This window comes from Polaribacter tangerinus (genome assembly GCF_038024095.1).
Lineage (GTDB): Bacteria > Bacteroidota > Bacteroidia > Flavobacteriales > Flavobacteriaceae > Polaribacter > Polaribacter tangerinus.
Genome location: NZ_CP150668.1, coordinates 1,598,208 through 1,623,824, shown reverse-complemented (window position 1 = coordinate 1,623,824; position 25,617 = coordinate 1,598,208). Strand labels below are relative to the sequence as shown.

At 31.0% G+C, this 25,617-nt stretch carries 20 protein-coding genes; 9 read left to right on the top strand and 11 right to left on the bottom strand.

Translation table 11 applies throughout. The annotated features are described in order from the left end of the window. Positions 1-219: 219 nt before the first annotated feature. Positions 220-1,539: a DEAD/DEAH box helicase gene (locus tag WHD54_RS07155; protein WP_088324596.1), complete on the bottom strand. Its 1,320-nt coding sequence runs from the start codon at positions 1,537-1,539 to the stop codon at positions 220-222. Positions 1,540-1,702: 163 nt separating this feature from the next. On the opposite strand from WHD54_RS07155, the gene WHD54_RS07150 reads away from it, so the two are divergent. Beyond that, positions 1,703-4,531 carry a VPS10 domain-containing protein gene (locus tag WHD54_RS07150; protein ID WP_198943166.1) on the top strand — a complete coding sequence of 943 codons (2,829 nt, stop codon included), beginning with the start codon at positions 1,703-1,705 and terminating at the stop codon, positions 4,529-4,531. 55 nt (positions 4,532-4,586) lie between these two features. On the opposite strand, the gene WHD54_RS07145 is transcribed toward WHD54_RS07150, so the two are convergent. Beyond that, positions 4,587-5,369 (bottom strand): amidohydrolase, encoded by a 783-nt coding sequence (locus WHD54_RS07145; protein ID WP_088324597.1) that lies wholly within the window; start codon positions 5,367-5,369, stop codon positions 4,587-4,589. Between the two features lie 80 nt (positions 5,370-5,449). On the opposite strand from WHD54_RS07145, the gene WHD54_RS07140 reads away from it, so the two are divergent. Further along, positions 5,450-8,203: a PD-(D/E)XK nuclease family protein gene (locus tag WHD54_RS07140; RefSeq protein WP_088324650.1), complete on the top strand. Its 2,754-nt coding sequence runs from the start codon at positions 5,450-5,452 to the stop codon at positions 8,201-8,203. A 6-nt stretch (positions 8,204-8,209) separates the two neighbouring features. Here WHD54_RS07140 and WHD54_RS07135 read toward each other — a convergent pair whose 3' ends face one another. Further along, the gene (locus WHD54_RS07135) at positions 8,210-9,001 is read right to left on the bottom strand and encodes a universal stress protein (RefSeq protein ID WP_088324598.1); all 792 of its coding nucleotides are present in this window, start codon (positions 8,999-9,001) and stop codon (positions 8,210-8,212) included. Positions 9,002-9,093: 92 nt separating this feature from the next. On the opposite strand from WHD54_RS07135, the gene WHD54_RS07130 reads away from it, so the two are divergent. Genes WHD54_RS07130 through WHD54_RS07110 form a run of 5 tightly spaced genes read left to right on the top strand, consistent with a single transcriptional unit; the run spans position 9,094 to position 14,697 of the window. Beyond that, on the top strand, positions 9,094-10,449 hold the full coding sequence (locus tag WHD54_RS07130; protein ID WP_088324599.1) for an MATE family efflux transporter: 1,356 nt from the start codon (positions 9,094-9,096) through the stop codon (positions 10,447-10,449). Between the two features lie 9 nt (positions 10,450-10,458). Continuing rightward, complete coding sequence (locus tag WHD54_RS07125; protein WP_088324600.1) at positions 10,459-11,226, top strand: enoyl-CoA hydratase/isomerase family protein; 768 nt, start codon at positions 10,459-10,461, stop codon at positions 11,224-11,226. 18 nt (positions 11,227-11,244) lie between these two features. Further along, entirely contained in the window at positions 11,245-11,808 is a 564-nt protein-coding gene (locus tag WHD54_RS07120) for an MOSC domain-containing protein (RefSeq protein ID WP_088324601.1), read from the top strand. A 29-nt stretch (positions 11,809-11,837) separates the two neighbouring features. Next, on the top strand, positions 11,838-12,923 hold the full coding sequence (locus WHD54_RS07115; RefSeq protein ID WP_088324602.1) for a HesA/MoeB/ThiF family protein: 1,086 nt from the start codon (positions 11,838-11,840) through the stop codon (positions 12,921-12,923). A gap of 4 nt (positions 12,924-12,927) precedes the next feature. Next, positions 12,928-14,697 (top strand): MutS-related protein, encoded by a 1,770-nt coding sequence (locus WHD54_RS07110; RefSeq protein ID WP_088324603.1) that lies wholly within the window; start codon positions 12,928-12,930, stop codon positions 14,695-14,697. Between the two features lie 17 nt (positions 14,698-14,714). Here WHD54_RS07110 and gldD read toward each other — a convergent pair whose 3' ends face one another. Genes gldD through mutY form a run of 4 tightly spaced genes read right to left on the bottom strand, consistent with a single transcriptional unit; the run spans position 14,715 to position 18,088 of the window. Further along, a complete protein-coding gene (gene gldD / locus WHD54_RS07105; protein ID WP_088324604.1) occupies positions 14,715-15,275 on the bottom strand; it encodes a gliding motility lipoprotein GldD in 561 nt (186 codons plus the stop codon). Beyond that, entirely contained in the window at positions 15,268-16,596 is a 1,329-nt protein-coding gene (gene gldE / locus WHD54_RS07100) for a gliding motility-associated protein GldE (RefSeq protein WP_088324605.1), read from the bottom strand. The genes gldD and gldE overlap by 8 nt, the downstream gene beginning before the upstream one ends. A 41-nt stretch (positions 16,597-16,637) precedes the next feature. Further along, positions 16,638-17,003 carry a single-stranded DNA-binding protein gene (locus WHD54_RS07095; RefSeq protein ID WP_088324651.1) on the bottom strand — a complete coding sequence of 122 codons (366 nt, stop codon included), beginning with the start codon at positions 17,001-17,003 and terminating at the stop codon, positions 16,638-16,640. 38 nt (positions 17,004-17,041) lie between these two features. Beyond that, positions 17,042-18,088 carry an A/G-specific adenine glycosylase gene (gene mutY, locus WHD54_RS07090; protein ID WP_088324606.1) on the bottom strand — a complete coding sequence of 349 codons (1,047 nt, stop codon included), beginning with the start codon at positions 18,086-18,088 and terminating at the stop codon, positions 17,042-17,044. 141 nt (positions 18,089-18,229) lie between these two features. Here mutY and WHD54_RS07085 point away from each other — a divergent pair, with 141 nt between their 5' ends. Both WHD54_RS07085 and WHD54_RS07080 read left to right on the top strand, forming a co-directional pair. After that, positions 18,230-18,523, top strand: a complete 294-nt coding sequence (locus tag WHD54_RS07085; protein WP_088324607.1) for an HU family DNA-binding protein — start codon at positions 18,230-18,232, stop codon at positions 18,521-18,523. Positions 18,524-18,834: 311 nt separating this feature from the next. Further along, complete coding sequence (locus tag WHD54_RS07080) at positions 18,835-20,364, top strand: Rne/Rng family ribonuclease (protein ID WP_088324608.1); 1,530 nt, start codon at positions 18,835-18,837, stop codon at positions 20,362-20,364. A gap of 244 nt (positions 20,365-20,608) precedes the next feature. Here the strand turns inward: WHD54_RS07080 and WHD54_RS07075 are convergent, their stop codons facing one another. The 4 genes from WHD54_RS07075 to WHD54_RS07060 form a co-directional block, all read right to left on the bottom strand. Continuing rightward, on the bottom strand, positions 20,609-21,589 hold the full coding sequence (locus tag WHD54_RS07075; RefSeq protein WP_088324609.1) for an acyl-ACP desaturase: 981 nt from the start codon (positions 21,587-21,589) through the stop codon (positions 20,609-20,611). Positions 21,590-21,598: 9 nt separating this feature from the next. Continuing rightward, positions 21,599-22,327 carry a lysophospholipid acyltransferase family protein gene (locus WHD54_RS07070; RefSeq protein WP_088324610.1) on the bottom strand — a complete coding sequence of 243 codons (729 nt, stop codon included), beginning with the start codon at positions 22,325-22,327 and terminating at the stop codon, positions 21,599-21,601. A gap of 1 nt (position 22,328) precedes the next feature. Then, entirely contained in the window at positions 22,329-22,751 is a 423-nt protein-coding gene (locus WHD54_RS07065) for a hypothetical protein (protein ID WP_088324611.1), read from the bottom strand. A gap of 136 nt (positions 22,752-22,887) precedes the next feature. Beyond that, positions 22,888-25,587 carry a TonB-dependent receptor gene (locus WHD54_RS07060; protein ID WP_088324612.1) on the bottom strand — a complete coding sequence of 900 codons (2,700 nt, stop codon included), beginning with the start codon at positions 25,585-25,587 and terminating at the stop codon, positions 22,888-22,890. Positions 25,588-25,617 lie beyond the last annotated feature (30 nt).

The following is a 25,617-nucleotide window of genomic DNA, read 5'->3' as shown; positions in this document are numbered from 1 at the left end:
CCTCACGCATGAGTGAGCAACTGTAACAGGAATTCTTACAGAATTACAAAACTAAATGGTAACTAAACTGAATGCAGCAAAACACACACTGTTTGTCGCCCTGAAAAGGGTCTCGCGCATGAGTGAGCAACTGTAACAGGAATTCTTACAGAATGACAAAACTAAATGGTAACTAAACTGCATGCAGCAAAAACACACGGCAAAAACAAACTAAAATTACTAAAAGCGTTTCTTTTTGGGAGCACTAGTTCTTCCTCTTCCTGAGTTTGAACCAGACGTTTTGTTTGCTTTAAAGTGAGGCTTATTTTTAGGCTTACTACCATTACTAACTTTAGAACTACCGGGTTTCTTTTTCTTACCAAAAGAACCTTTACTCTGAGTTGCAGCTCTTTTTGGAGGCGCAGTATCTGTTGGTTCAAAACCAGCAATAATACTAGAGTTTAACTTTTCGTTTAGTAATTTTTCAATTTCACTTTGATACTCTACCTCCTCGCTACAAACCAAAGAAATTGCTTCTCCGGCAGCACCTGCCCTACCTGTTCTACCTATTCTGTGAACATAATCTTCCGGAATATTTGGTAATTCGTAATTAATTACGTGTGGTAGTAAAGGAATATCTAATCCACGAGCAGCAATGTCTGTAGCTACCAAAATTTTTATCGAGTTATCTTTAAAACTTTTTAACGCCTTTGTTCTAGCTCCTTGACTCTTATTTCCATGAATTGCAGCTGCAGAAACACCCGCCTTTATCAATTTTTCTGTTAGCTTATTGGCACCATGTTTAGTTCTTGTAAAAACTAAAACTTGAGTCCAATTATTATCTTTTATCAATTTAATAGTAAACTCAGTTTTTTTCTTTTTATCAACTTTATATACTTGATGGGTTACTTTTTTTGCGGTTGAATTTTGAGGGGCAGTTTCCACAGAAACTGGATTTTTTAAAATACCCGAAGCCAACTTTTTAATATCATTAGAAAAGGTAGCGGAAAATAATAAGTTCTGACGTTTTTCTGGCATAAAACTAATAATCTTATTAATGTCTCTTACAAAACCCATATCTAACATTCTGTCTGCCTCATCTAAAATAAGTACGTCTATTCGTTTAAAAGAAACTGCTTTCTGATCGTGTAAATCTAATAATCTGCCTGGTGTAGCGACTAAAATATCTACTCCATTTTTTAAAGTTGCTATTTGTGGTTTTGCCTTAACACCTCCAAAAACTACGGCCGACTTAATATTTACATACTTACTGTATTCTCTAATATTATCATATACCTGTGCTGCTAACTCTCTTGTAGGTGTTAATACCAGAGCTCTTAAAGGTCGGTATTTAGGGTGCTTAGTATCGGCTAAATAATGTAAAACTGGTAATGTAAACCCAGCTGTTTTACCAGTTCCTGTTTGAGCAGAAGCTAAAATATCTTTGCCTTCTAAAATAAACGGTATTGCTTTTTCTTGTATGGGTGATGGTTTGGTATATCCTTTTTCTTCTACTGCTTTAACCAACGCTGCAGATAAACCTAAATCTTTAAATGTCATAAATAGTATTTACAAAACTCACTTTATGTAGTAGTTTATTTGGCAAAGATACATTGTTTTAAGTTGGGCTATTTTATCTATGAAATTCATTTAAAATGTTAATTTTTTTGATATTGGAAATAGTAATAGTATTTTCATCAATTGAAAATCAAACTTTATACTTATGAAATCAATTTTTAAGTTTTTTATGCTTTGTGTATCTATTAGTTTATTTGCGCAAACACCAACAAAATCAACAATAATTGAGCAATCTTTGAATCAGAAATCTAAGATGATGCAATCTTCTATTGTAAAAAATGTTGAATTTACCAGCATCGGACCAACTGTAATGAGTGGAAGAGTTGCAGATGTAGCCGTAAACCCTACAGACCCAACAGAATTTTATGTTGGTTACGCCTCTGGCGGATTATGGCATACCAACAATAATGGAAGCACTTTTACACCAATTTTAGACAATTCTCCAACACAAAATATAGGTGATATTGCGGTAGATTGGAGCACAAAAACTATTTGGGTAGGAACTGGAGAGAAAAACTCTTCTCGTTCTTCTTATGCAGGTATCGGAATGTTAAAATCTACCGACGGTGGTAAAACATGGGCTAACGTTGGCTTAACAGATTCTCATCATATTAGTAGAATTTTAATAAACCCAAATAATGCCAATGAAGTTATTGTGGGTGTTATTGGTCATTTATATTCATCAAATGAAGAAAGAGGTGTTTTTAAAACCACCGATGGTGGTAAAACCTGGACTAAAACCCTTTTTATAAACAATGAAACTGGTATTATTGATGTAGCTGCAGCTCCAGAAAACTTTAATATTATGTATGCAGCCGCTTGGGAAAGAGAACGAAAAGCTTGGAATTTTGATGGCGATGGTAGTAATTCTGCTATTTATAAAAGTACAGATGGAGGAACAACTTGGAATAAAATTTCAGAAAAAAGTGGTTTCCCTACCGGAGATGGAGTAGGTAGAATAGGGTTAGCAGTTTATAATGCAAATACTGTATACGCATTACACGACAGCCAATATAGAAGAAAACCAAGCACAAATAAAATAGCCTCTGTTAACCTTTCTAAAGATGCTATAAAAAACATGAGCACAGAAAATATTTTGGCTTTGAGAAATAAAGTATTAGACAACTACATAAAAGCAAGTGGTTTTCAAGAAAAATTTAGAGCAGAAAATGTAAAACAATTACTAAGACCTGGAGGCATGCAACCCAAAGAACTGGTATCTTTTTTAGAAAATGAAACTAGTTTATCCTTTGAAGAACCTGTAATTGGCGCCGAAGTTTTTAAAACAAAAAATGGAGGTAAAACTTGGACAAAAACTCACACAAATTATTTAGATGGTATATACAGTTCTTACGGGTATTATTTCGGTGAAATAAGAGTAGATCCAAAAAATGAAAACGGAATATATGTACTAGGTATTGGTATTATAAAATCTAAAGATGGTGGTAAAACATTTTCATCAATAAGTAGAGAAAATGTTCACTCAGACCACCAAGCTTTATGGGTAAATCCAAACAAACCTGGCCATATATTAAACGGTAATGATGGTGGTTTAAATCTTTCTTATGATGATGGTGAGAGCTGGTTTAAATTAAACTCTCCTGCGGTTGGTCAATTTTATGCAGTTTATGCAGACAACCAAAAGCCTTATAATGTATATGGTGGTTTACAAGATAACGGAGTTTGGTTCGGCCCGCACAATGCTCAAATAAACAAAAGTTGGCATCAGTCTGGTCAAAATCCATACAAATCTATTATGGGCGGAGACGGAATGCAGGTTCAGGTAGACAATAGAAATTCAAATATAATATATACAGGTTCTCAATTCGGGAACTATTATAGGTTAGAAACTGATAAAGGAAAAAGAACTTACATTCAGCCAAAACACGCTAAAGGAGAAAAACCATACCGTTTTAATTGGCAAACACCAATTTTATTATCACACCATAATCAAGATATTTTATACTACGGAAGTAATAAACTACATCGTTCATTTAATAAAGGTGACGATTGGACAGAAATTTCGGGCGATTTAACAGCGGGTGCTAAAAAAGGAAATGTTGCCTACGGAACGCTCACCACTATTTCTGAGAGTCCGTTTCAATTCGGATTAATTTATGTTGGCTCAGACGATGGTTACATTAATATTACAAAAAATGGTGGCGAAACCTGGACACGTATTTCCAATAATTTACCAGAAAACTTATGGGTTTCTAGAGTTGTGGCATCAAAACATAAAAAAGAACGTGTATATGCAACCTTAAACGGATACAGATTTGACGACTTTACAAGTTATGTATATGTCTCAGAAAATTACGGACAAACATGGTCTAAAATTAGCAATAATATTGCTACGTCTCCAGTAAATGTTATTAGAGAAGATACCGAAAACGAACATATTTTGTATGTAGGTACAGATAATGGTTTATATGTTACCTTTAACAAAGGAGCTACTTGGAGTGCTTTTTCTAAAAACTTACCAAATGTTGCCGTGCACGATTTAGTTATTCAACCAACAGAAAAACATTTAATTGTTGGTACTCACGGGCGTAGTTTGTATACCGCTAATATTGCTGCATTACAAGAAATTAATGAAAAGGTTATGGATAAAAACTTCCATATTTTCTCTATTAATAATGTAAGAAAAAATAACAGATGGGGAAGTTCATGGAGCCAATGGAGAGAAGCTTTTGTACCTGAATTAAAAATTCCTTTTTATGTAAAATCTGAGCAAAACGTAACTATAGAAATTTACAATAATGATACTAAAGTAAATACCATAGAAGTAAAAGCAGACAAAGGCTATAACGAAGCAACATTTGATGTTTCCTTTTCTAAAAAAGGAAAAAAGTCATTTGAAAAGGCAAATAAAAATTCAGAATTGAAACCTGGTAAAAATGGTATCTATTATTTACCCAAAGGAAAATATACGGTTAAAATAGAAAGTGCAGAAAATACATTTGAAATAAAATAACAATTTAACACTCTTTTAAAACTCCTGTAAATATAAATTTACAGGAGTTTTTTTATTAATTAGCAATAGAAAAGGAATCCATATCGGCTAAAAAATTCAGTTTATTTCTGGTTTCTTCAAGCGCGCTTTTATGCAATGTAGTAATAATAAAACCCTCGGTATTAGTATGTAAAGAAGCACACTTTTCACCTAAATAATCTATAATTAAAGAATTGCCAGAATATTCGTAACCATTTGCATCTTTACCAATTCTATTAACTCCTATTGTATAAGACATATTTTCTATAGCCCTAGCTTGTAAAAGAGTTTCCCATGCTTTTATTCTAGTTACTGGCCAGTTGGCAACATAAATTAATAAATGATAGTTGTTTGTGTTTCTAGACCAAACAGGAAACCGTAAATCATAACATATTTGAGGGCAAATACGCCATCCTTTGTATGTAATAATAACCTGTTCTTTTCCAGAAGTATATAGTTTGTGTTCACCTGCTAAAGTAAATGAATGCCTTTTTATATAGGTTTCTACTTTTTTTGATGGATGTACAAAAATAAATGTGTTAAAATAGTTGCTTTTTTCTTTAATAACCAAGCTTCCACAAATAGCAACTTGCCTTAAACTTGCTATTTTTTGCATCCAAGAAACAGAAAAACCGTCTATCTCTTCTGCCACCTTATTTGGCTGCATCGTAAAACCAGATGTAAACATTTCTGGTAATACAATTAGATCGATACTCCCTTTTAGTTCTTGAATTTTTTGTTCGAAAAAACAACAATTTTGGCTTGCATCTTCCCAAAACAAAGGTGCCTGAACACCAACAATTTTTAATTCGTTTTGCATGAAAATTAATTTTTAAAATAGCTGAGTTATAAAGGTAACTTTTTGTAATTTAGAAATCTCTTTATTTGAAAAAAAATGTAATGAATTCTTTTATTTCTCAAACCTTAGACGAAGTATTAAAAACTACAAAATCTTTTGATGATGTAGTATTTATTTTACCGTCTCAAAGGGCAAAAGTATTTTTAAAGCAAACTATAAAAGAAAAAATTTCTATTGGCTTTTTACCAGAAACTTTAAGTATAGAGCAATTTATAGAGCAAGTTTCTGAAATTAAAAAAGCTGATAGCGTACAATTGCTATTCGACTTTTATAGCGTTTACAAATCATTGGAAAAAAATGCAGATTCTTTTGATGTTTTTTCTTCGTGGGCTTTTACAGTTCTACAAGATTTTAACGAGTTAGACCAACATTTAATAAATACAAAAGAGATATTTATTTATTTAAGAGATATTCAGCGATTAAAGAAATGGTCGGTAACTGGCACATTTCAGGAAACTGAGTTCATGAAAGATCATTATTTATTCTTAGAAAAGTTACATCTCTACTACCCTAAGTTTTATAACTTTTTAAAAGACAGAAAAAAGGGTTACCAAGGTTTAATGTATAGAGAATCTTGTGTTAAAATTGACAATTATCTAGAGAAAAACAACCACAAAAAATTCATTTTTTTAGGTTTTAACGCTCTAAACAAAGCCGAAGAGCTATTGTTTCAAAAAGTTCTTGGTGCTGGAAATTCAGATATTTATTGGGATTTAGACAGTGCTTTTTTTAACTCCAATCATCAAGCTGGTGCTTTTATCAGAAAATATAAAAAAGAATGGAAGTATTACGAGAAAAATACGCTAAAAACAATAGGTAATAATTTTTCTGAAACAAAAAACATACAAGTTATTGGCGCCTCTAAAAACACAACGCAAATTAAATATGCAGGTGAAATTTTAGAAAAATTTGCTAATTTTAACAATACAGCATTGGTTTTAGCAGACGAAACACTGTTGCCTATTACTCTAAATTCTTTACCTAAAAACATTAATGCTATAAATATAACCATGGGATATCCTCTAAAAGATATTCCTACTACTAGTTTATTTCATGCCATATTTCAACTATTTATCTCGCAAGAAAGGTTGCAAAAAAAGGCTGTTAATGAGTTTTATTATAAAGATATTATTCGCTTTTTAAAACACCAAAGTGTGTATGGGTATTTAACTAAAGACAATAGTAGTATTGTAGATGATTTTACAGAAAGTATTGCTAAGAATAACGATACTTTTATCACCGTAGATAAACTTAATAATTTTCTAAAACAAACCACAATAGAAACCCATAAAGTTATAATTAGTATTTTTGATAGCTTTAGTACCATCGACCAATTCTTAAACAGAATTTTACAATTAATAAATTTACTTAGAAACACAAAAGATAGTTTAGAGAAAGAGTTTTTATATCGATATCATACTGTTTTCACTCAACTAAAAACACTACAAGATCAATTTTCTTACTTTACAGATTTAAAAACATTATCGCTATTTTTTAATCAATTAGTTGGTTCTGAATCGCTCTCTTTTCAGGGAGAACCACTAAAAGGTCTTCAACTAATGGGAATGTTAGAAACTCGAGTTTTAGACTTCGAAAATATTATTTTAACCTCTACAAACGAAGGGGTTTTACCAGCAAGTGCACAACAAAATTCTTTTATACCGTTTGATGTAAAAGTAGCCTTTGGCTTACCAACCTACAAAGAAAAAGATGCAATTTTTTCCTATCACTTTTTTAGATTATTGCAGCGCGCAAAAAATGTATTTATTATTTACAATACGGAGCATGACGTATTTGGTAGTGGAGAAAAAAGTAGGTTTGTTAGCCAGCTAGAAATGATAAGACAGGACGTTAGTCAAAAATTAATAGCACCAAAAATAGTGTTAGATAAAAAAGCATTAAAAAAAATTTCTAAAGACAAAATAACTCTAGATCGCTTAAAAAACATTGCTTCTACAGGCTTTTCTCCTTCATCAATAACTAACTATTTGTACAATCCTGTATCCTTTTATCAGCGAAAAATACTTAAAATAAAAGAATTTGACGATGTAGAAGAAACCGTTGCTTTTAACACCTTAGGAACAGTGGTTCATAAAACGCTAGACGCTTTGTATAAACCAAACTTACATACAAACCTGTCTGTAGCAATGATTGTAGAAATGGAAAGTAAAGCCAAAAACTTGGTTATTAATTTTTTTAAAACAGAATTTAAAAACGGCGATTTATCCACCGGTAAAAATAGACTCATTTTTGAGGTAGCTAATAGGTTTGTAAGCAATTTTTTATCTCAGGAAAAAGCACTACTTCTAAATCCAAAAAACACGTTAAAAGTTATTGCGACAGAGGTAAAATTATCTACAGAAATTAACATTAAAGAATTACCTTTTCCTGTAAAATTAAACGGAGAAATTGATAGAATAGATGAGCTTAACGGTACTATAAGAATTATAGACTATAAAACTGGAATGGTAAGTACTAGCAATTTAAAAGTGCCAACATTTACTGAGCTGAGAGACGAAAAATACCACAAAGCTGTTCAAGTTTTGTTGTATGCTATTTTGTATACCAGAAACAAAAATCACAATTTTAACAAACCTCTAAAAGCAGGAATTTATTCTTTTAAGAACTTAAATAATGGCTTTTTACCAGTAAATTTTTCTAAAAATACTAGAAAACAAGACCTAGATATTACTCCTGAAAGGTTAGACGAATTTTTAGCAGAAATAAAACAGTTTATAATAGAAATATATAACCCAGAGATACCTTTTATTGAGCCCGAAGGATTAAAATACTAACTAAAACTATCTTCCTTTTAAAACTAACAAAGGTACATTAGAATAAAACTCTTCTTTTAGTATGGTATTTTTCTCCCAGAGTTTGTTAAAAAAACCTCTTTTGCGTCTGTAAACACAAATCATATCTGGGTTTTGCGTTTTTACATGTTCTAAAACTCCCTGAAATGTTGTGGCATTTTCTGAAACTGTTAAGGTAGTTTTTAAATTTTCTAAGTTGGCGTCTAGCACTAAATCATCTTCTGTATAATTGGGCGTTTTTACCAATAATAAATGTACCAAAGCACCAAAATTATTTACAAAATATTTTAATGGGTTTAATACGGTTTTACTCTTTACTACACCAGATTTAAATGCCATTAAAACGTTTTTAATTGGTTGATACTCGTAATTTTCTGGAATTACCAACAACGGTATATTAGTCTGTTTTACCAATTTACCAGCTGTTTTACCTAAAAACAATTCTTCTTTAATGGTATTATTTTTTGCACCAACAATTATTAAATCAACACCAATTTCGTCTACAATATGATGCACACTATCTACTACACCTCCCTTTACAGAAATCAATTTAATATCTACATTTTTAGTATTACAAGCACTTACAATTGCCCTTAAGTACAAACTCGTTTCACGAGCAATAATAGAGTCTATATTTATAATAGTGCCAGCTTTCGCTTTAACATTATAAGCTCTAAAAACATACACTTTAGCGTTTATTTCTGAGGCAAAATCTATAGCATATTGCAATGTTTTTTGAGCGCTTTCTGTAGCTCCAATTGGTACTAAAATATGTTTCATAATAGAAGAGATTAAAAAGCAAAGTTACTATTTTTTAGCGAATTAAATAGGGACTGTTTTTAGAGTTGATTACCTTTGTAAAAAAATATTTTTTGACAAATAGTATTTCATTTAAAAACATTAATAAACTGGCTATTCCTGCTCTTATTGCAGGTATTGCAGAACCCTTATTATCTATTACAGATACGGCAATAATTGGCAATATAAGTGTTAACGCAACAGAAAGCTTGGCTGCAGTAGGTATTGTTGGTGCATTTATATCTATGCTTATTTGGGTTTTCGGACAAATTAGAAGTGCAATTTCGTCTATTATTTCTCAGTATGTAGGAGCCAACAAATTATCAGAAATTAAAGAACTACCTGCACAAGCAATTGCCATTGTAATTTTAGGAAGTGTATTTGTTTTAGTTTGTTGTTACCCTTTTTCGAAACAAATTTTTCAATTTTATAATGCAACAGATAAAATTTTAGAATATTGTATTGTATATTTTAATATTCGAATATTTGGCTTTCCTTTTGCCCTTTTTGTATTTTCTATATTTGGTGTTTTTAGAGGATTGCAAAATACTTTTTATCCAATGATTATTGCAATTATTGGCGCTTTAACAAACATTATTTTAGATGTAATTCTTGTATATGGAATCGATAATTTTATACCTGCAATGCATATAAAAGGAGCTGCTTATGCAAGTGTAATTGCACAAATTGTTATGGCAATACTCTCACTAATTTTATTAATAAAAAAAACAAATATATCATTAAAAATAGTACTTCCCTTTCATAAAGAAGTACCTAGGTTATTGGGTATGATTGGCAATCTGTTTGTGAGAACTATTGCTTTAAATGTTGCATTGTATTTTGCTACTTCTTACGCTACATACTATGGTAAAGAATACATTGCAGCTTATACAATTAGTCTAAATATTTGGCTTTTAGGGGCCTTTATGATTGATGGATATTCGAGTGCTGGTAATATTTTATCGGGTAAACTTTTAGGTGCCAAAGCATATAAAACACTTTTAAAACTGAGTAATAAGTTATTTAAGTACGCCATTTTTGTAGGAACTATTATGGCTAGTATTGGTTTTTGTTTGTATAACTTTATAGGACAAATTTTTACAAAAGAACCCTTGGTTTTAGAGCAGTTTTATACTATTTTTTGGATAGTATTAATAACACAGCCTATAAATGCCATAACCTTTATTTTTGATGGAATGTTTAAAGGAATGGGAGAAATGAAATACTTAAGAAATTTACTAATACTTGCAACTGGAGTTGTCTTTATACCAACTTTACTAATTTTTGATTATCTTAACTACAAACTAATAGCTATTTGGATTGCTTTTACTTTTTGGATAATTGCCAGAGGATTGCCATTAATTATTAAATTTAGAACTAAATTTATACCTCTAGCTTCAACCCAAGAATTAAATACTCGAAAACTTTAAAATAAATTTATGACTACTACAAGACAAAACGGAAGCTTATATACTCATATTCATGCAAAAATAGCAACTATAGAATTTGGTCATCCGGCAAGTAACTCTTTTCCTATTAAATTACTAGAAAGACTCCAAAAGGAGCTAATAACAGTGGGTAAAAATCCTGATGTAGCTGTCATTATTTTAAAATCAGAAGGTAAAAAAACCTTTTGTGCTGGAGCTTCTTTTGACGAACTAATTGCCATTACAAATAAAGATGAAGGCAAACTATTTTTTAACGGCTTTGCCAATGTAATAAATGCTATGAGAACCTGTGGTAAGCTAATAATTGGTAGTGTACAGGGTAAGGCAGTTGGCGGTGGTGTTGGCTTAATAGCTGCTTGTGATTATGCCATGGCTACTGAAAACGCTTCCATAAAACTCTCTGAACTTACCATTGGAATTGGTCCTTTTGTTATAGAACCTATCGTTACAAGAAAAATTGGTGTGGCAGCAACTGCAACATTAACTTTAGATGCTACTCAATGGCAAAATGCATATTGGGCTAAAGAAAAAGGACTTTATTCTAGAGTTTTTGAAACAAAAAAAGCATTAGATGAAGAAGTTATATTATTTGCCGAAAAATTGGCTTCTTACAATAAAGAGGCGCTTTCAGAAATGAAAAATGTATTGTGGTATGGTACAGAAAACTGGAATGAACTACTTAGCGAAAGAGCAGAAATTTCTGGTAAACTAGTACTCTCTGCATTTACAAAAAAAGCCATAGAAAAATTTAAAAAATAAGTTTTCCCAACAAAAATTATGAAGGTAGTTTCAACGAATATTGGCGAACGAAAAGAAGTAAACTGGAAAGGAAAAAAGTTTACCACAGGTATTTATAAATACCCAGTTAATACACCTATTTTTTTAAATAAAGAAGGCGTAAACAATGATGAAATTTCAGATAAAAAATATCACGGCGGTATATTACAAGCCGTATATGCATATTCTTTAGAACATTACAAATTTTGGAAAGAGAAATATCCATCTACAGAATTTAACTACGGAATGTTTGGCGAAAACTTAACCATTTCAAACCTCGAAGAAACAACTATTCATTCGGGAGATACCTTTAAAGTTGGAGAAGCCATTATAGAAGCAACCATTCAAAGAGATCCTTGTTATAAATTAGGCGCTCGTTTTAACGATATGAAAATTGTAAAACAATTCTGGAATACTACTTTTTGTGGAGTGTATTTTAAGGTAATTAAACCAGGAACTGTAAAAAAAGGTGACGAACTAATTCAACTAACATCCTGTTTAAATAACCCGACGATTGCTAACTTATATCTACAAAAAAAAGAACAACTTAAAACAACAAAATAAGTTTGTAAAAACACCTCGCTAATTAAGCAATGAAACCAACTAAAAAAGTACTTTTTAATAGGCAAATTACACTCTCTGAAATTGGAGAAGCTGGTCAAGAAAAACTTCAAAATTCAGAGATATTAGTAGTAGGTTGCGGTGGTTTAGGTGGGGCAATTGCAGTACATTTGGCAACTAGCGGAATTGGAAAAATTCATTTAATTGATTTTGACATTGTAACTACCTCTAACCTACACAGACAAGTTTTTTATACCTTAAAAGATGTTGGTAAATACAAGGTAAATGTATTGGCTAAAGCAATAAAAAAAAGAGCCCCTTACACAAAAATAACCACCACTAACAAAGCGATTCATAAAGATAATGTACTAACAATTCTTAAAAAAGCATCGATTGTTGTAGATGGTACAGATTCACTTCCTACAAAATATTTACTAAATGATGCCTGTGTTTTACTTGGTAAACCTCTTGTATATGGTTCTTTATATAAGTTTGATGGTTATGTAGCTACTTTTAATATTGCTGAAAAAAATGGTAATTACTCTGCTAATTTAAGAGATGCTTTTCCAGAAATTGCAACAGATATACCGAATTGCGAGGAAGCAGGAACATTAAATACCATTGTTGGTATTATTGCCTTACAGCAAGTAAATGAGGTATTAAAGTTGGTTACAGGAATTGGTAAGTTACTAACAAATCAAATTTTGATATACAATACTTTGCAAAACTCGCAGTTAAAAATGAGCATAAAATCGATTTTTTCTAAACATCGTATTGCAAAAATTTTTGAGAACGAAAACTATACTATATCAACCTGTAAAATTCAAGATAAAAACTTACTGATAAGTGCAGATCAACTAAAAGAAAAATTGTCCTTTAAAGATGGTAATTTAGAAATAATTGCCGTTTTAAGAAACCTGAAACTTCCCTTTAAAGTTCAACAAACAATTTCAATAGAAAGTTTTGAAGCCTCTAAAATAAACATCAATTTTTCTAAAACCTATGTAATGGTTTGTCAAAAAGGTATAAATAGTTATAAGGCAACTGAACTTTTAAAGAAAGAGCATCCTTCTTTAAGGGTTTTTAGCCTAAAAGGAGGAATTCTAAATTATAAATAAATCTATGAAAACACCATTAGAATTTTATAAAAATCAAATAAATGTATTAGAAAAAGAGGCAGACAAACATCAAAGAACATCTGTCTTTTTCAGTATTTTAAGATTTTTTATTTTTTTGGTTACCTGCTTTAGTGTGTATTATTATTTTGGGGAATTTCCAACTATTATAATTTGCGCCTTTTTAGGTATCTTATTTTTTATTTTTATAGTTATTAAACAGTTAAAGGTAAAAAGGTTACATAAAATTACCATAGAAAAGTTACGGATAAATAAGCTTGAAATTGAGGTTTTAAATGGAAATTTTTATCAGTTACCAACTGGAAAAGAGTTTTCAGATTCACTTCATTTTTATAGTAACGATATTGATTTGTTTGGCAAAGGTTCATTTTTTCAATACATCAATAGAACATCAACAATTAAAGGAAAACAAGTACTAGCAAATATAATAACAGAAAATACAACCGAACTAATTATAGAAAAACAAGAGGTTGTAAAAGAACTATCTAAAAAAGTAGCTTTTAGGCAACATTTTGCAGCGTTGGCTGGAATCGAAAAAGGAGCAACAGATGATTATAATATTTCAGACTGGATACAGAACTACACGCTTACATTGCCCAAATACATCTCTAAAATTCAACTATTATTTTCTACTATTTCTATTATTTTAATAGTAAGTGTTTCTTTAAAACTAATGGCATTTAACTGGCTAGTCATTTGGTTTTTTTTAGGCCTTTTTACAACGGCAAAGTTTGTTAAAAAAACCAATACCATTTATACTGAAACAAATTTGGCAAAAGCTACATTTAAACAATATCACCCTTTATTACACGAAATTGAAACCGCTTTTTTTAGGTCTAAAATTTTAAAAGAAAAACAGCAAACTATTAATTCAAATACACAAAAAGCATCAGCTATTTTTAAAAAATTTTCGAGAATTTTAGACAATTTCGATCAGCGTAATAATATTATTATTGCAATAACAGGAAACGGATTATTTCTCACCGATATTTACCATTCTCATAAAGTAGAAAAATGGCTTTTAAGTCATAAAAATACCGTAAAAGAATGGTTTGAAGTAGTTGCTTTTTTTGATGCTCAAAATTCCTTAGCCAATCTTTATTTTAACAAACCATCTTATACTTTTCCAATAATTAGTTCAGAAAAAAATAGTGTTTCTGCAGAAAAATTGGGGCATCCATTATTAAATAATTCAAAAAGAATTGATAATAATTTTACCATTCAAAAAGGGCACTTTTTTATAATTACCGGAGCAAATATGGCTGGAAAAAGTACTTTTTTAAGAACTGTTTCGTTGGCAATTGTAATGGCAAATTGTGGGTTACCCGTTTGCGCAAAAAGCTTTTACTACCACCCAACAAAACTGATAACAAGCATGAGAACTTCAGACTCTTTGTCTGAAGATACTTCTTACTTTTATTCTGAGTTAAAACGATTAAAATTTATTGTAAATACTATTAAAAATGAAGACTTCTTTATAATTTTAGATGAAATATTAAAAGGAACCAATAGTAAAGACAAAGCAATTGGCTCTAAAAAATTTGTAGAAAAACTCAACACATCTAAATCGACTGGAATTATTGCTACACATGATGTAAGTTTATGCGATTTAGAAAAAGATTTTTCTACTATAAAAAACTACTATTTTGATGCCGAAATTAACAATAATGAACTCCACTTTGACTATATTTTAAAAGACGGAATTTGTAAAAATATGAATGCTTCTTTCTTACTAGAAAAAATGGAGATAATTTAGTTTCCAAAGAAGCTTTTTTAAGGCTGTATATCTTTCCACTCTAGAGATTCTATAAGGTGTAACACGTCTTCTTTAATATAACTTACTGCAGGCAAAATAGAATCGTAATTTGGTTTTGCGTAAAAATATAATGCTCCTTTTAAAAAGTGTTTTGTACTATCAGTTACATGAAACTGTAAGTGAGAGGCAGCGTTTCCAGTGATTTCATATAAGCTTCCAAAAACATTTTTTTGTTCATTTATAAAGTCTTTGGGTATTATTTGAGCTGCTTTTAAGGTATGTTTAAAAACTAACTTTTCGGCCTCTGTTAGTAGTTCTGTTAAATTGTTATTTACAGGTCTGTAAGTAATATCTAATGTTGCTTTTAATTTAGGATATTTAATAGTTACCCAATTATCTGGAGCATCTACAACAGTGGTATTATTTAAAATTTTAAACGTGTAAGGCCTTTGCAATGGTAATTCTTTGTAGTGTTTTTCTGGATAAGACAAACCTAAAAATGCCTTTGGTTTTGGCAGCGTATCTTCTTTACACCCAATAAAAAGAGAGAAACTTATTAAAAACAACAACCTACGCATTTTTAGTAACTTTAATTTGTTTAATTCTTTTTTTATCCAACGCTTGAATTGTAAACGTATAGTTTTTAAAGTTTATTTTATCAGCTTTTTTGGGAAATTTACCAGATATCTCTAAAATAAAACCTGCTAATGTTTCACTTTCTCCTTTTTCATCCTCAAAAATATCTTCGTCTTCATCATCTAAAACCTTACAAAAATCTTTAATTGTTGTTTTGCCTTCAAAAATATAATTATTACTATCAATTTTTGAATATGAAACATCATCATCATCAAACTCATCATTAATATCTCCTACAATTTCTTCGATTACATCTTCTAAAGTAACCAAACCACTTGTTCCTCCGTACTCGTCTACAACAATCGCTAAATGATTTTTTTTGGCTCTAAAATCGCTAAGTAAATCGTCTAATTTTTTATTTTCTGGAACAAAAAAGGGTTCGCGCAATAAGTTTTGCCATTTAAAATTAGTTTTATTTAAATGTGCTAATAAATCTTTGGCATACAAAACTCCTACAATTTGGTCTATATTTTCTTTATACACTGGATTTCTGGAGTATCCGTTATCAAGTATTTTTTGAAGAACTGTTTCGTAAGACTCGTCGTCGGAAAGTGCAAAAATATCTATTCTTGGTTTCATTATTTGCACCGTTTCTGTGTTCCCAAAATTTACTATTCCTTGTAAAATTTTTTGCTCGTCTTTGCTTGTTGCTCCCTGAGACGTAAGTTCTAAAGCCTGAGATAAAGTTTCTACCGAAAAGTTACTGGCTTTATTACCAAGTTTTTTTTCTATAAACTTTGTTAAAGAAATTAAAGGCATACTAAACGGGGTAAGTACTACATTAATGCCTTGAATAAATTTTGACATTTTTCTTGAAAACTTTAAGGCATTTCGCGAAGCATAAACTTTTGGTAAAACCTCTCCAAACAACAAAATAAGAAAGGTAACTAATATAATTTCTATAAAAAAACGGATGTTTACTGTTACAAAATAAGCATCAATTTCGGTATCAAAATTACCAAAAAGCATATCTGCTAAAGAGGCAAAAAGTAATACAATTAAAATATTAATAAAGTTGTTAGTTATAAGAATTGTTGCTAATAATTTTCTTGGTCTTTCTAGCAAAGTTACAACACTATTTTCTTGCTTTCCGTTGTTAGAAAGTTCGTTAAGGTCTGTTTGAGAAAGCGAAAAAAATGCAACTTCTGCTCCAGAAACTAGTGCAGAACTAATTAGTAAGGCTATTAGAAGTAAAATATTTACAATAGAAACTAGGTCTAAAGAACTTGCAATAAGAAATATATGTTCGGGATCTGGGTCCAAGTTATTATTTTATAATGGTTTTACTGTTTTAATATCAATTTTTAGGAAGCAGTATTAGTGTCTGCATTTTTCTTGGTAGACAACATTGTCATTTCGGTAACGTGAACTTCTGTAGCATACCTTTTTACACCGTCTTGTTCCCATTGTTTATTTTTCAGTTTTCCTTCGATGTACACTTTATCTCCTTTAGATAAATATTTTTCGCAAATTTCTGCCAATTTATTCTTTACAACAATATTATGCCAATCGGTATTTGTTACCTTTTCGCCAGTAGTTTTATTGGTATAACTCTCTGAAGTTGCTATTGGAAAACGGCCTACACTATTTTTATCATCAAAATAATGCATTTTAACTTCATCTCCTAAATTACCTATTAGTATAACTTTATTTATTGTTCCAGCTGCCATTTTTTTATTTTTTATATCTATCAAATGTACTAAAAATATCAATTACTTTTTACTGAAAAATCTTCTAAAAAGTTTGCTATTAATATGGGTACTGGAAACTCTAATATACTAGACCAAGATACATTTGCTTTTATTAATGAGTTTGTTTCGACTATCCAAAACTTTGTGTACAAATGCTGATGAGAAAGTTTGTGCACTATTTCCTGTTCATTAAATAATGATAATGTAGTTGACTCCGAAAATAAATTTTCGAAAATATCGGAAGAAATTAATTCTTTTTTGTTGATACTTTTTGGGCTTTCAATTAATGGAAACTCGAACAAACCTTGCCAAATTCCTTTGCCTTTTCGTTCTTGTAAAATAGTATTATTAGAAGCTGTTTTTACCACTAAATAATTAAAGTATCTTTTTTTAACTTTTATTTTTTTCTCCTTTATTGGTAATTCTTTCTGTATTTTTTTTTCGTAAGCTACGCAACTATTTGCAAACGAACAAGTGGAACAAAGTGGGTTTTGGGGTTTACATAAAATAGCGCCAAAATCCATAATTGCCTGATTATAATTACCAGGTTGTGCCTCGTCTAAAAGCGATTGTGCTAATAGTTTAAACTCTTTAATACCTGCAGATGAGTTAATCGGTGTATGTATACCGTAATATCTCGAAAGAACCCTATACACATTACCGTCTACAACTGCAGTAGGTTCGTTAAAACAGATAGAGGCAATTGCAGATGCTGTATAATCTCCAACACCTTTTAATTTTAAAATTTCTGAATATGTTTCTGGAAACTTGCCATTAAGCTCATTGGCAATATATTTAGCACTAAAATGCAAATTTCTAGCTCTAGAATAATAACCAAGACCTTGCCACATTTTTAAAACCTCACTTTCACTAGCGTTAGCCAAGTCGAAAACAGTGGGATAATGAGTTGTAAATTTTAAATAATAAGACAAACCTTGGGCTACTCGAGTCTGCTGGAGCATAATTTCACTAAGCCAAATAAAGTATGGATTCTTAGTTTTACGCCAAGGCAAATCTCTGTTGTTTTTTAAATACCAGTATATTAATGTTTTAGAAAAAATCATTGTATAAAAATAGATTTGCAATATTACATTTTAAAATTCATATAAATTTAAGTCTTTATCTTTTTGGAATTGATTAATTATCATATATTTGCATCCGCATTTTTGAGAGTAAATTAATAAAAATATAGCAAAAATAGAGACATGACGAAAGCAGATATCGTATCGAAAATTTCAGATAAATCGGGCATTGAAAAAACAGATGTTTTAGCAACCGTAGAGGCATTTATGACTGAAGTAAAGGATGCATTAGAAAATGGTGACAACGTTTATTTAAGAGGTTTTGGTAGTTTTATTATCAAAACTAGAGCAGAAAAAACTGGTAGAAATATTTCTAAAAATACCACTATTAAAATTCCAGCTCACAACATTCCAGCTTTTAAGCCAGCAAAAACTTTTACTGAAGGAGTAAAAAGTAAAGTTGCTGTAAAAAAATAACACAGTACTAATCTAAACCTTAATTGGTTTTTAAAACAGAAACATTATGCCAAGTGGTAAAAAAAGAAAGAGAGCAAAAATCTCTACACACAAAAGAAAGAAAAGAGCTAGAGCAAATAGACACAAGAAGAAAAAGTAAGCAAATGCTTACTTTTTCATTTATTGTTTAACGAAAAAGAAAAAAGAAATAGTTCATTGACATTAGAATTTTTGCATGCTGTGTAAAGCATCAAATTTTCTTACGGTATGTATATACCTGACAATATTAATCCATCTGCACAATTAAGTGCAGTGTTAAAACCAAGTTCAGTATGAAAACAGAATTAATTATTCGTTCAAATTCATCTGATATTGATTTTGCCTTATTAAGAGATGGAAAACTTATTGAATTAAATAATGAAACAACGGGTAACAAGTTTTCTGTTGGCGATATTTTTTTAGCCAAAATAGGAAAAGTGTTAACTGGTTTAAATGCAGCCTTTGTAAATGTAGGATACCCAAAAGATGGGTTTTTACATTATCATGATTTAGGTGCGCAAGTAAACTCATTAAACGCGTTCATTAAGAAAGTAAGCACAGGTAAGTATAAAGAATTCACATTCAAAAACTTCCAATATCAGGAAGATATTAACAAAGACGGTAGTATAAACGATGTACTAAAAACAGGGCAAAACCTGCTAGTACAAATAGTAAAAGAACCCATATCTACAAAAGGCCCAAGACTAAGTTCTGAACTGTCTATAGCCGGTAGGTTTTTAGTTTTAGTTCCTTTTTCTAACAGAGTTTCAGTTTCTCAAAAAATAGAAGATCCCAAAGAAAAAGAACGTTTAAAAAGACTAGCAAAAAGTATTAAGCCGAAAGGTTTTGGTGTTATTCTTAGAACAGTTGCAGAAGGTAAAAAAGTAGCAGAATTAGACAAAGATTTGCAAAACTCATTAGAGCGTTGGAAAACTATGTGTAAGCGCATAGCAAACACAAATACTCCAACTAAAATTTTGAGCGAATTAAACAGAGCATCGTCAATTTTAAGAGATGTAATGAATGATTCTTTTACCAACATTGTTACAAATGACGAAACTTTAAACGTAGAAATTAAAGAATATCTGCAAGAAATTTATCCTGAAAAGGAAAAAATTGTAAAGTTACACAAGTCGGAAATGCCAATTTTTGAAAAATATGGTATCGAAAGACAAATAAAAACATCATTTGGCAAAACAGTTTCTATGAGTAAAGGTGCCTATTTAGTAATAGAGCACACAGAAGCGTTACATGTTATAGATGTAAATAGTGGAAATCGATCTAACAAAGCTGGTTCGCAAGAAGACACCGCATTAGAAGTTAATTTAATCTCAGCTACAGAAATTGCACGACAATTACAATTACGTGATATGGGCGGAATTATAGTAGTAGATTTTATTGATATGCACAAAGCTGAAAACAGAAATAAACTGTATCAGCATCTGAAAGAGCAAATGGCTTTAGACAGAACAAAACACAAAATATTACCTCCAAGTAAATTTGGTTTGGTACAAATTACAAGACAAAGGGTAAGACCAGAGTTAAGTATAAAAACTACCGAAGCCAACCCAAATAAAAATGGAGAAGTAGAAGCGCCAATTGTCTTATTAGACAAAATTGAAGCAGAGTTAGAAAAATTTATTTCTAATCCTAAAAATAAAAAGATACAATTACACGTGCATCCTTTTATTGCTGCCTATTTAACAAAAGGCGTTAATTCTATTCGTTTTAAATGGTATTTAAAACACAAAAAGTGGATTACTATTATACCTAGAGATGCTTACACATACTTACATTTTAGATTTAAATCTGTTAGAGATTAACTTCTATTTTGTAAAAGGCAATAATTTATTATCAATAAAACCCGAAACTTTATAAGTTTCGGGTTTTTTTCTATACATAATGTTATTACATACCATTATACCTCTAAAAAACATCTAATAAAGGTTATTTTTCCATCTAAATTCAGTAATAAATAAGTACACTGTAAAAGCTCTTTAAAAGCAAAAAAAGAGCCTAAATCTTAAAAATAAAGGCTCTTAGAAAATTTTTATTTTGCTATTTAAACTAAGCTGGTAACATCCATTTAAACTCAAACTTGGTATCTGGTATTACAATACGTTCTGTAATGCGATACATTCTGTCTGGTAATTTCATTAGGTAGTCTCTTGCTTTTTCTGCCTCTGGGGTAAGATTTGTAATCTTGTCAATTTCCCACATAGTATTTAGCTTCTTTAAAATATCTACATAATCAAAACCTGTATACACACCGATTCTTTGCGCAACTGAAGAAAAATCATCAAACAAACTTCCTTTACCACCAAAAGATTCTCTTAAATGCATAGCAGGCATCACAATTTTATGTTTCATCATGTGTTGAAAAGCCAACATCATTTCACTTGCATCAATTTTAAAAATTTCTTTTACAAAATGTGCATATGCCTGATGATGACGCATTTCGTCTCCTGCAATAATTTTAGACATTTTAGCCAAGGCTTTATGCCCTTTTTTACGAGCTATTTTAGCAACATTATTATGTGAAACATAGGTTGCTAATTCTTGAAAAGTTGTATACACAAAGTTTTTGTAAGGATCTGTAGAAGTACCAATATCAAAACCATCTGCTATTAAATGTTGTGTAGATATTTCTACTTCACGCATATTTACTCGACCAGACAGGTATAAGTACTTGTTTAAAACATCTCCATGTCTGTTTTCTTCAGCCGTCCATGTTCGTACCCATTTTGCCCAACCATTGTCTGGGTCTTGTGTAACACCATCTAAATCTAACAACCAAGACTCATACGTAGGCAAAGCTTCTTCGGTAATGGTATCTCCTACCAAAACAACCCAAAAATCGTCGTGTAATTCTTTAGAAATTTCTCTTATTTCTTCCACTTCAGAAATAAATGAATCTTTTTGAGAATTTGGTAAAAAATCTGTTGGTTGCCATATTTTTTCGGCAGGAATTAAAAATTTATCCACAAAGTCTCCCATGCTCTTTTCGAGCGTCATCATTACTTCTTTTCTTATATTTTTTATAGACATAAAGTTTTTTTAATTTATATGTTCTTTTATTACTGTTTCGGTTTTTTCTAGAAGTTCTTCAAACGGCATTGTATCTATTTTAATTGGTTCGTGAACTGTAATTGTTATTGGGCTTCCTATGCCTAAAGGATATTTACCATACTTAAAAACTTTCCAAGAGTTATTTATAGTTAACGGAACAACATAGCCTTCTTTGTTAAACTTTGTAATTACTTTTAATCCGTTTGAGGCAAAAGATTTTGGTTTACCATTTCTACTTCTTGTTCCTTCGGGAAAAATAATAGCACCCCATTTTTTCTCTTTTATCCTTTTAGAAAAACTTACCAATTCAGAAATTGCTTGTTTAGAGTCTTTTCTGTTAATAAGTGCTGCCCCACCATTTCTTAAATTGTATGAAACGCTTGGTATGCCTTTTCCGAGCTCTATTTTTGCAACAAACTTCGGAAACTGTTTTCTAAAAAACCATGCTATCGGTGGAATATCAAATGTAGATTGATGGTTAGAAACGAAAACAACTGTGGTGTTTTCTGGCAACTTATACTTATTTATTACACGTATTGGTACTCCGATGATTAACATCGATTTTACCAAAAAAAAGTTTAAAATTGCCACTACTTGAGCTTGGGCTTTTGCACCAAAAATATTTAAACTTATCCATTGCAATGGATGAAATAACACTAATAATAAGAAAAAAACAGCAATAAAAATTGGCGATAAAATATGGCTAATTATTTTCATCCTAGAACCAGTTACTCCATGGAATTCTAGAGAGAATAAGTAATAAGCCTATTCCGTAGAAAATTACAAATGTTTTAAATTTTGCTTCAGATGTAGTTTTTTTCTTGTGTTTAGACCAGCCTATCGTAATAAATACAATAGCTAAAATCATGGTAATTGGGTGTTCTACTGCTAAAAGTCTTGCTGCTTTATCTTTCATAACTGCAGCAGCATCTGTTTTAAGTAATTCGAACCACGGTGACATAAAGTACCAAGCCAAACCAATTAATAATTGAATATGCGTTACTATTAAAGTAAATAACCCAATACGTAAATCTTTGTCTGTAAATTGCTTTTTTTGTGTTAATCCAATAATAGCGTTGATTACTGCAAATACTAGAATTGCTAGTACTAAATAGGCCCAATAAGAATGTACTTCTTTCATAATTTTGTGTTCGATATTAACAAATGTAAAGTTACTAATTTTTACACCAAAAAAAAACCAGCGAACGCAAATTCACTGGTTTATTTATAATATGGTGTTTTGTTTTAGAATTCTAAAACATAAATAGGTTTGCTAGTTAGAAGTTGTATCTAATAGAAGCATTCCATGTTCTACCCCAACCAAAAATACCTTGGTTGTTTACATTTATACCATTCCATGTAGTATCTCCAGGAGCAGCCTCTACAGCAGTTCTCATATCTGATAAATATACTTCATAAAACAAGTTGTTTACATTTACTCTAAAGTTTAAAGATTGGTCTTTTTCTTCACCAAACTTAATTCTGTAAGAGAAACCTAAGTCTGCAATGTCATAAGAAGGCAACTCTAAGTTGTTCTTTACAGCACCTACGTTAGCATATAAACCGTCATAGAATCTCCAGTCAAAATCTACAGAAAAATCATCAGTAATTCTGTAATCTAAACCAAAGCCTAAAGTAAATTGCGCTGCATCTCCAACTTTACCACCATCTACATCATTGTTTGAAGTAGAAATAATATTTTGGTCTTCGTCTCTTACTTGTCTTACTGTACTACCAACATATTCCCAATCTCCAATAGAAGTAAATCCTTTAAAGTCTAATCTATCATTTAATAATTTAGCTCTAAAATCAATTTCTATACCTTGGTGTAATTGTTCTGCACCAAAGTTTAACGTATTTTGAACTAAACCAGTAGAGCTATCTACAGCAGAGCTACTTACTACTCTATTTTTCCATGAAGTTCTATATGTATTCACATTTGCTGTAAAGTTTTCTACTGCAAAAGAATAACCAAGCTCTAAACCAAAGATGTCTTCATTTTGTGTAAATGGACTAATTTGATTGTTAAAAGATGGAAAAATTGCATCATGGTAAGGCTGACGAGAGTATACACCAATATTAGCATATACTTTGTTGCTATCATTTATAGTATAACTAGCACCAGTTTTTAGGTTGTAACCAACATTAGATACTTTCTCTGAGTTAACACCTTCTTCGATATTAGATGGTAATGGTGTTCCTGAAGATTGAACAGATGTACCATTTATTAAAGAGCTATCTGCATATTGATAGTGGTCAAATCTTTGGTGAGTTTGTTGAGATAAAGATCCTTGAAAAAATGTAGAAAAATTATCTGTAGCATACTCTAATTGAGTAAATACACCTCCGTAAGAAATTCTTTCGTCGTTGCTATAATTAATTTTATCTTCCTCTTTATAACTATTTGTTAATGCACTCCATGGGTTTGCATTAAAGTTTTTGTTTGTTTGTACAAATTTATACGTTCCGAAACCTCCGTAAGTTTGGTGGTTGTCATTTTGGTCACGCATACGTATACCTTCGTTCCAAGAAGTTAAACCTCTAAAGTTTTCTACAATTCTAAAGTGTTCACCATAGTACGTTCTTAAATCTAAACCAACGTTAAAAGTAAGGTTTTCGTTAAACTCTTTCTCGTAGTTAGATACCATTCCGTACCAACTGTGGTTGTTCATAGAAGCTCTTGTAATGTACCCTTGGTTAGATCCAAAGTTAGAAGCTGCACCGTTTGGTATACTTCCGTTTAAAGCATAAATAGCGTCATAATCTACTTGTCCATCACTGTTTGTATTTACTCTAGCTCCTCTAGGACCAGTTCCTCCACCTCTACCAAATGATGCATACAATACTGTAGATAAGTTTGTAGTTTCGTTAATTTTGTAATCCCAGTTTAAGTTGATAACTGGTTTGTGGTAAAAGTTTCTTCTTTCCGTTTGATAGTTACCGTTGTAAGTACCCCAGTTACTATTGTATCTTCTTCCGTATTGTAAATACTCAGATATGTTTTCGTTAAATGCTTGGTCGTGCCATTGTGGCGCACCCGTTAACAAGAAATTAAAGTTATGTGTTTCGTTTGGCGTGTAACCAAAAGAGATAAAATAAGTTTGTCCTTGTCCTTTGTTACCATCCATATAACCATCACCTTGCCAGTGAGAAAACATTACAGAAGTAGCAAAACCTTTTTCATTCTGACCCGTATTGTAAAATAAGGTAGATTTAAAATAAGAGTTGTTAGCTACAGCAGATGAAAAGTAACCACCTTCTTTTTTAGCTGTTGTTTTAGTTACAAAGTTAGTAGTACCACCCACAGAAGAAATTGCTAATTTAGATGCTCCTAAACCTCTCTGGATTTGAACTGCAGATGCAATGTCGTTAATACCAGACCAGTTAGACCAGTACATTTTACCATCTTCCATACCGTTAATTGGCTGACCATTTAATAAGTATGCAGTGTTGTCTTGTGCAAAACCTCTAACAGAAATTCTAGAATCTCCAAAACCTCCTGCTTGACCTGCAACATATACAGATGGAGTGTTTACTAATGTCATGGTAACATCTTGTGTACCAATTTTTTTCTGAATTTCTTCAGCCTTAATTGTAGACACAGCAACTGGAGTTTTTCTACCACCCGCTAAGTCAATTACACCTTTACCTACCACTACAATTTCATCTAAAGAATTTGCATCTTCTTTTAATTGAATTGGTTTAAGGTTAGCATTTGCTGCAGTAAAAGAAACTTCTCTAGTGGTGTAACCAATAAAAGAAACTACTAATTTTCCTGAGCTTTTACTTGCAGTAAGGCTAAATTTACCATCAAAATCTGTTGATGTTCCATTTTTAGTCCCTTTAACAAGAACACTTGCTCCTGGTAATGGCTCTCCAGATTGGTCTACCACTGTACCAGTAATTTTAGTTTGTCCTAAAATTGTAGCTGATATAAAAAATAAAGCTACAAATAATAAGTTTTTAAAATTTTTCATTGTTTAATTTTAGATTATTAAATGTTCTGC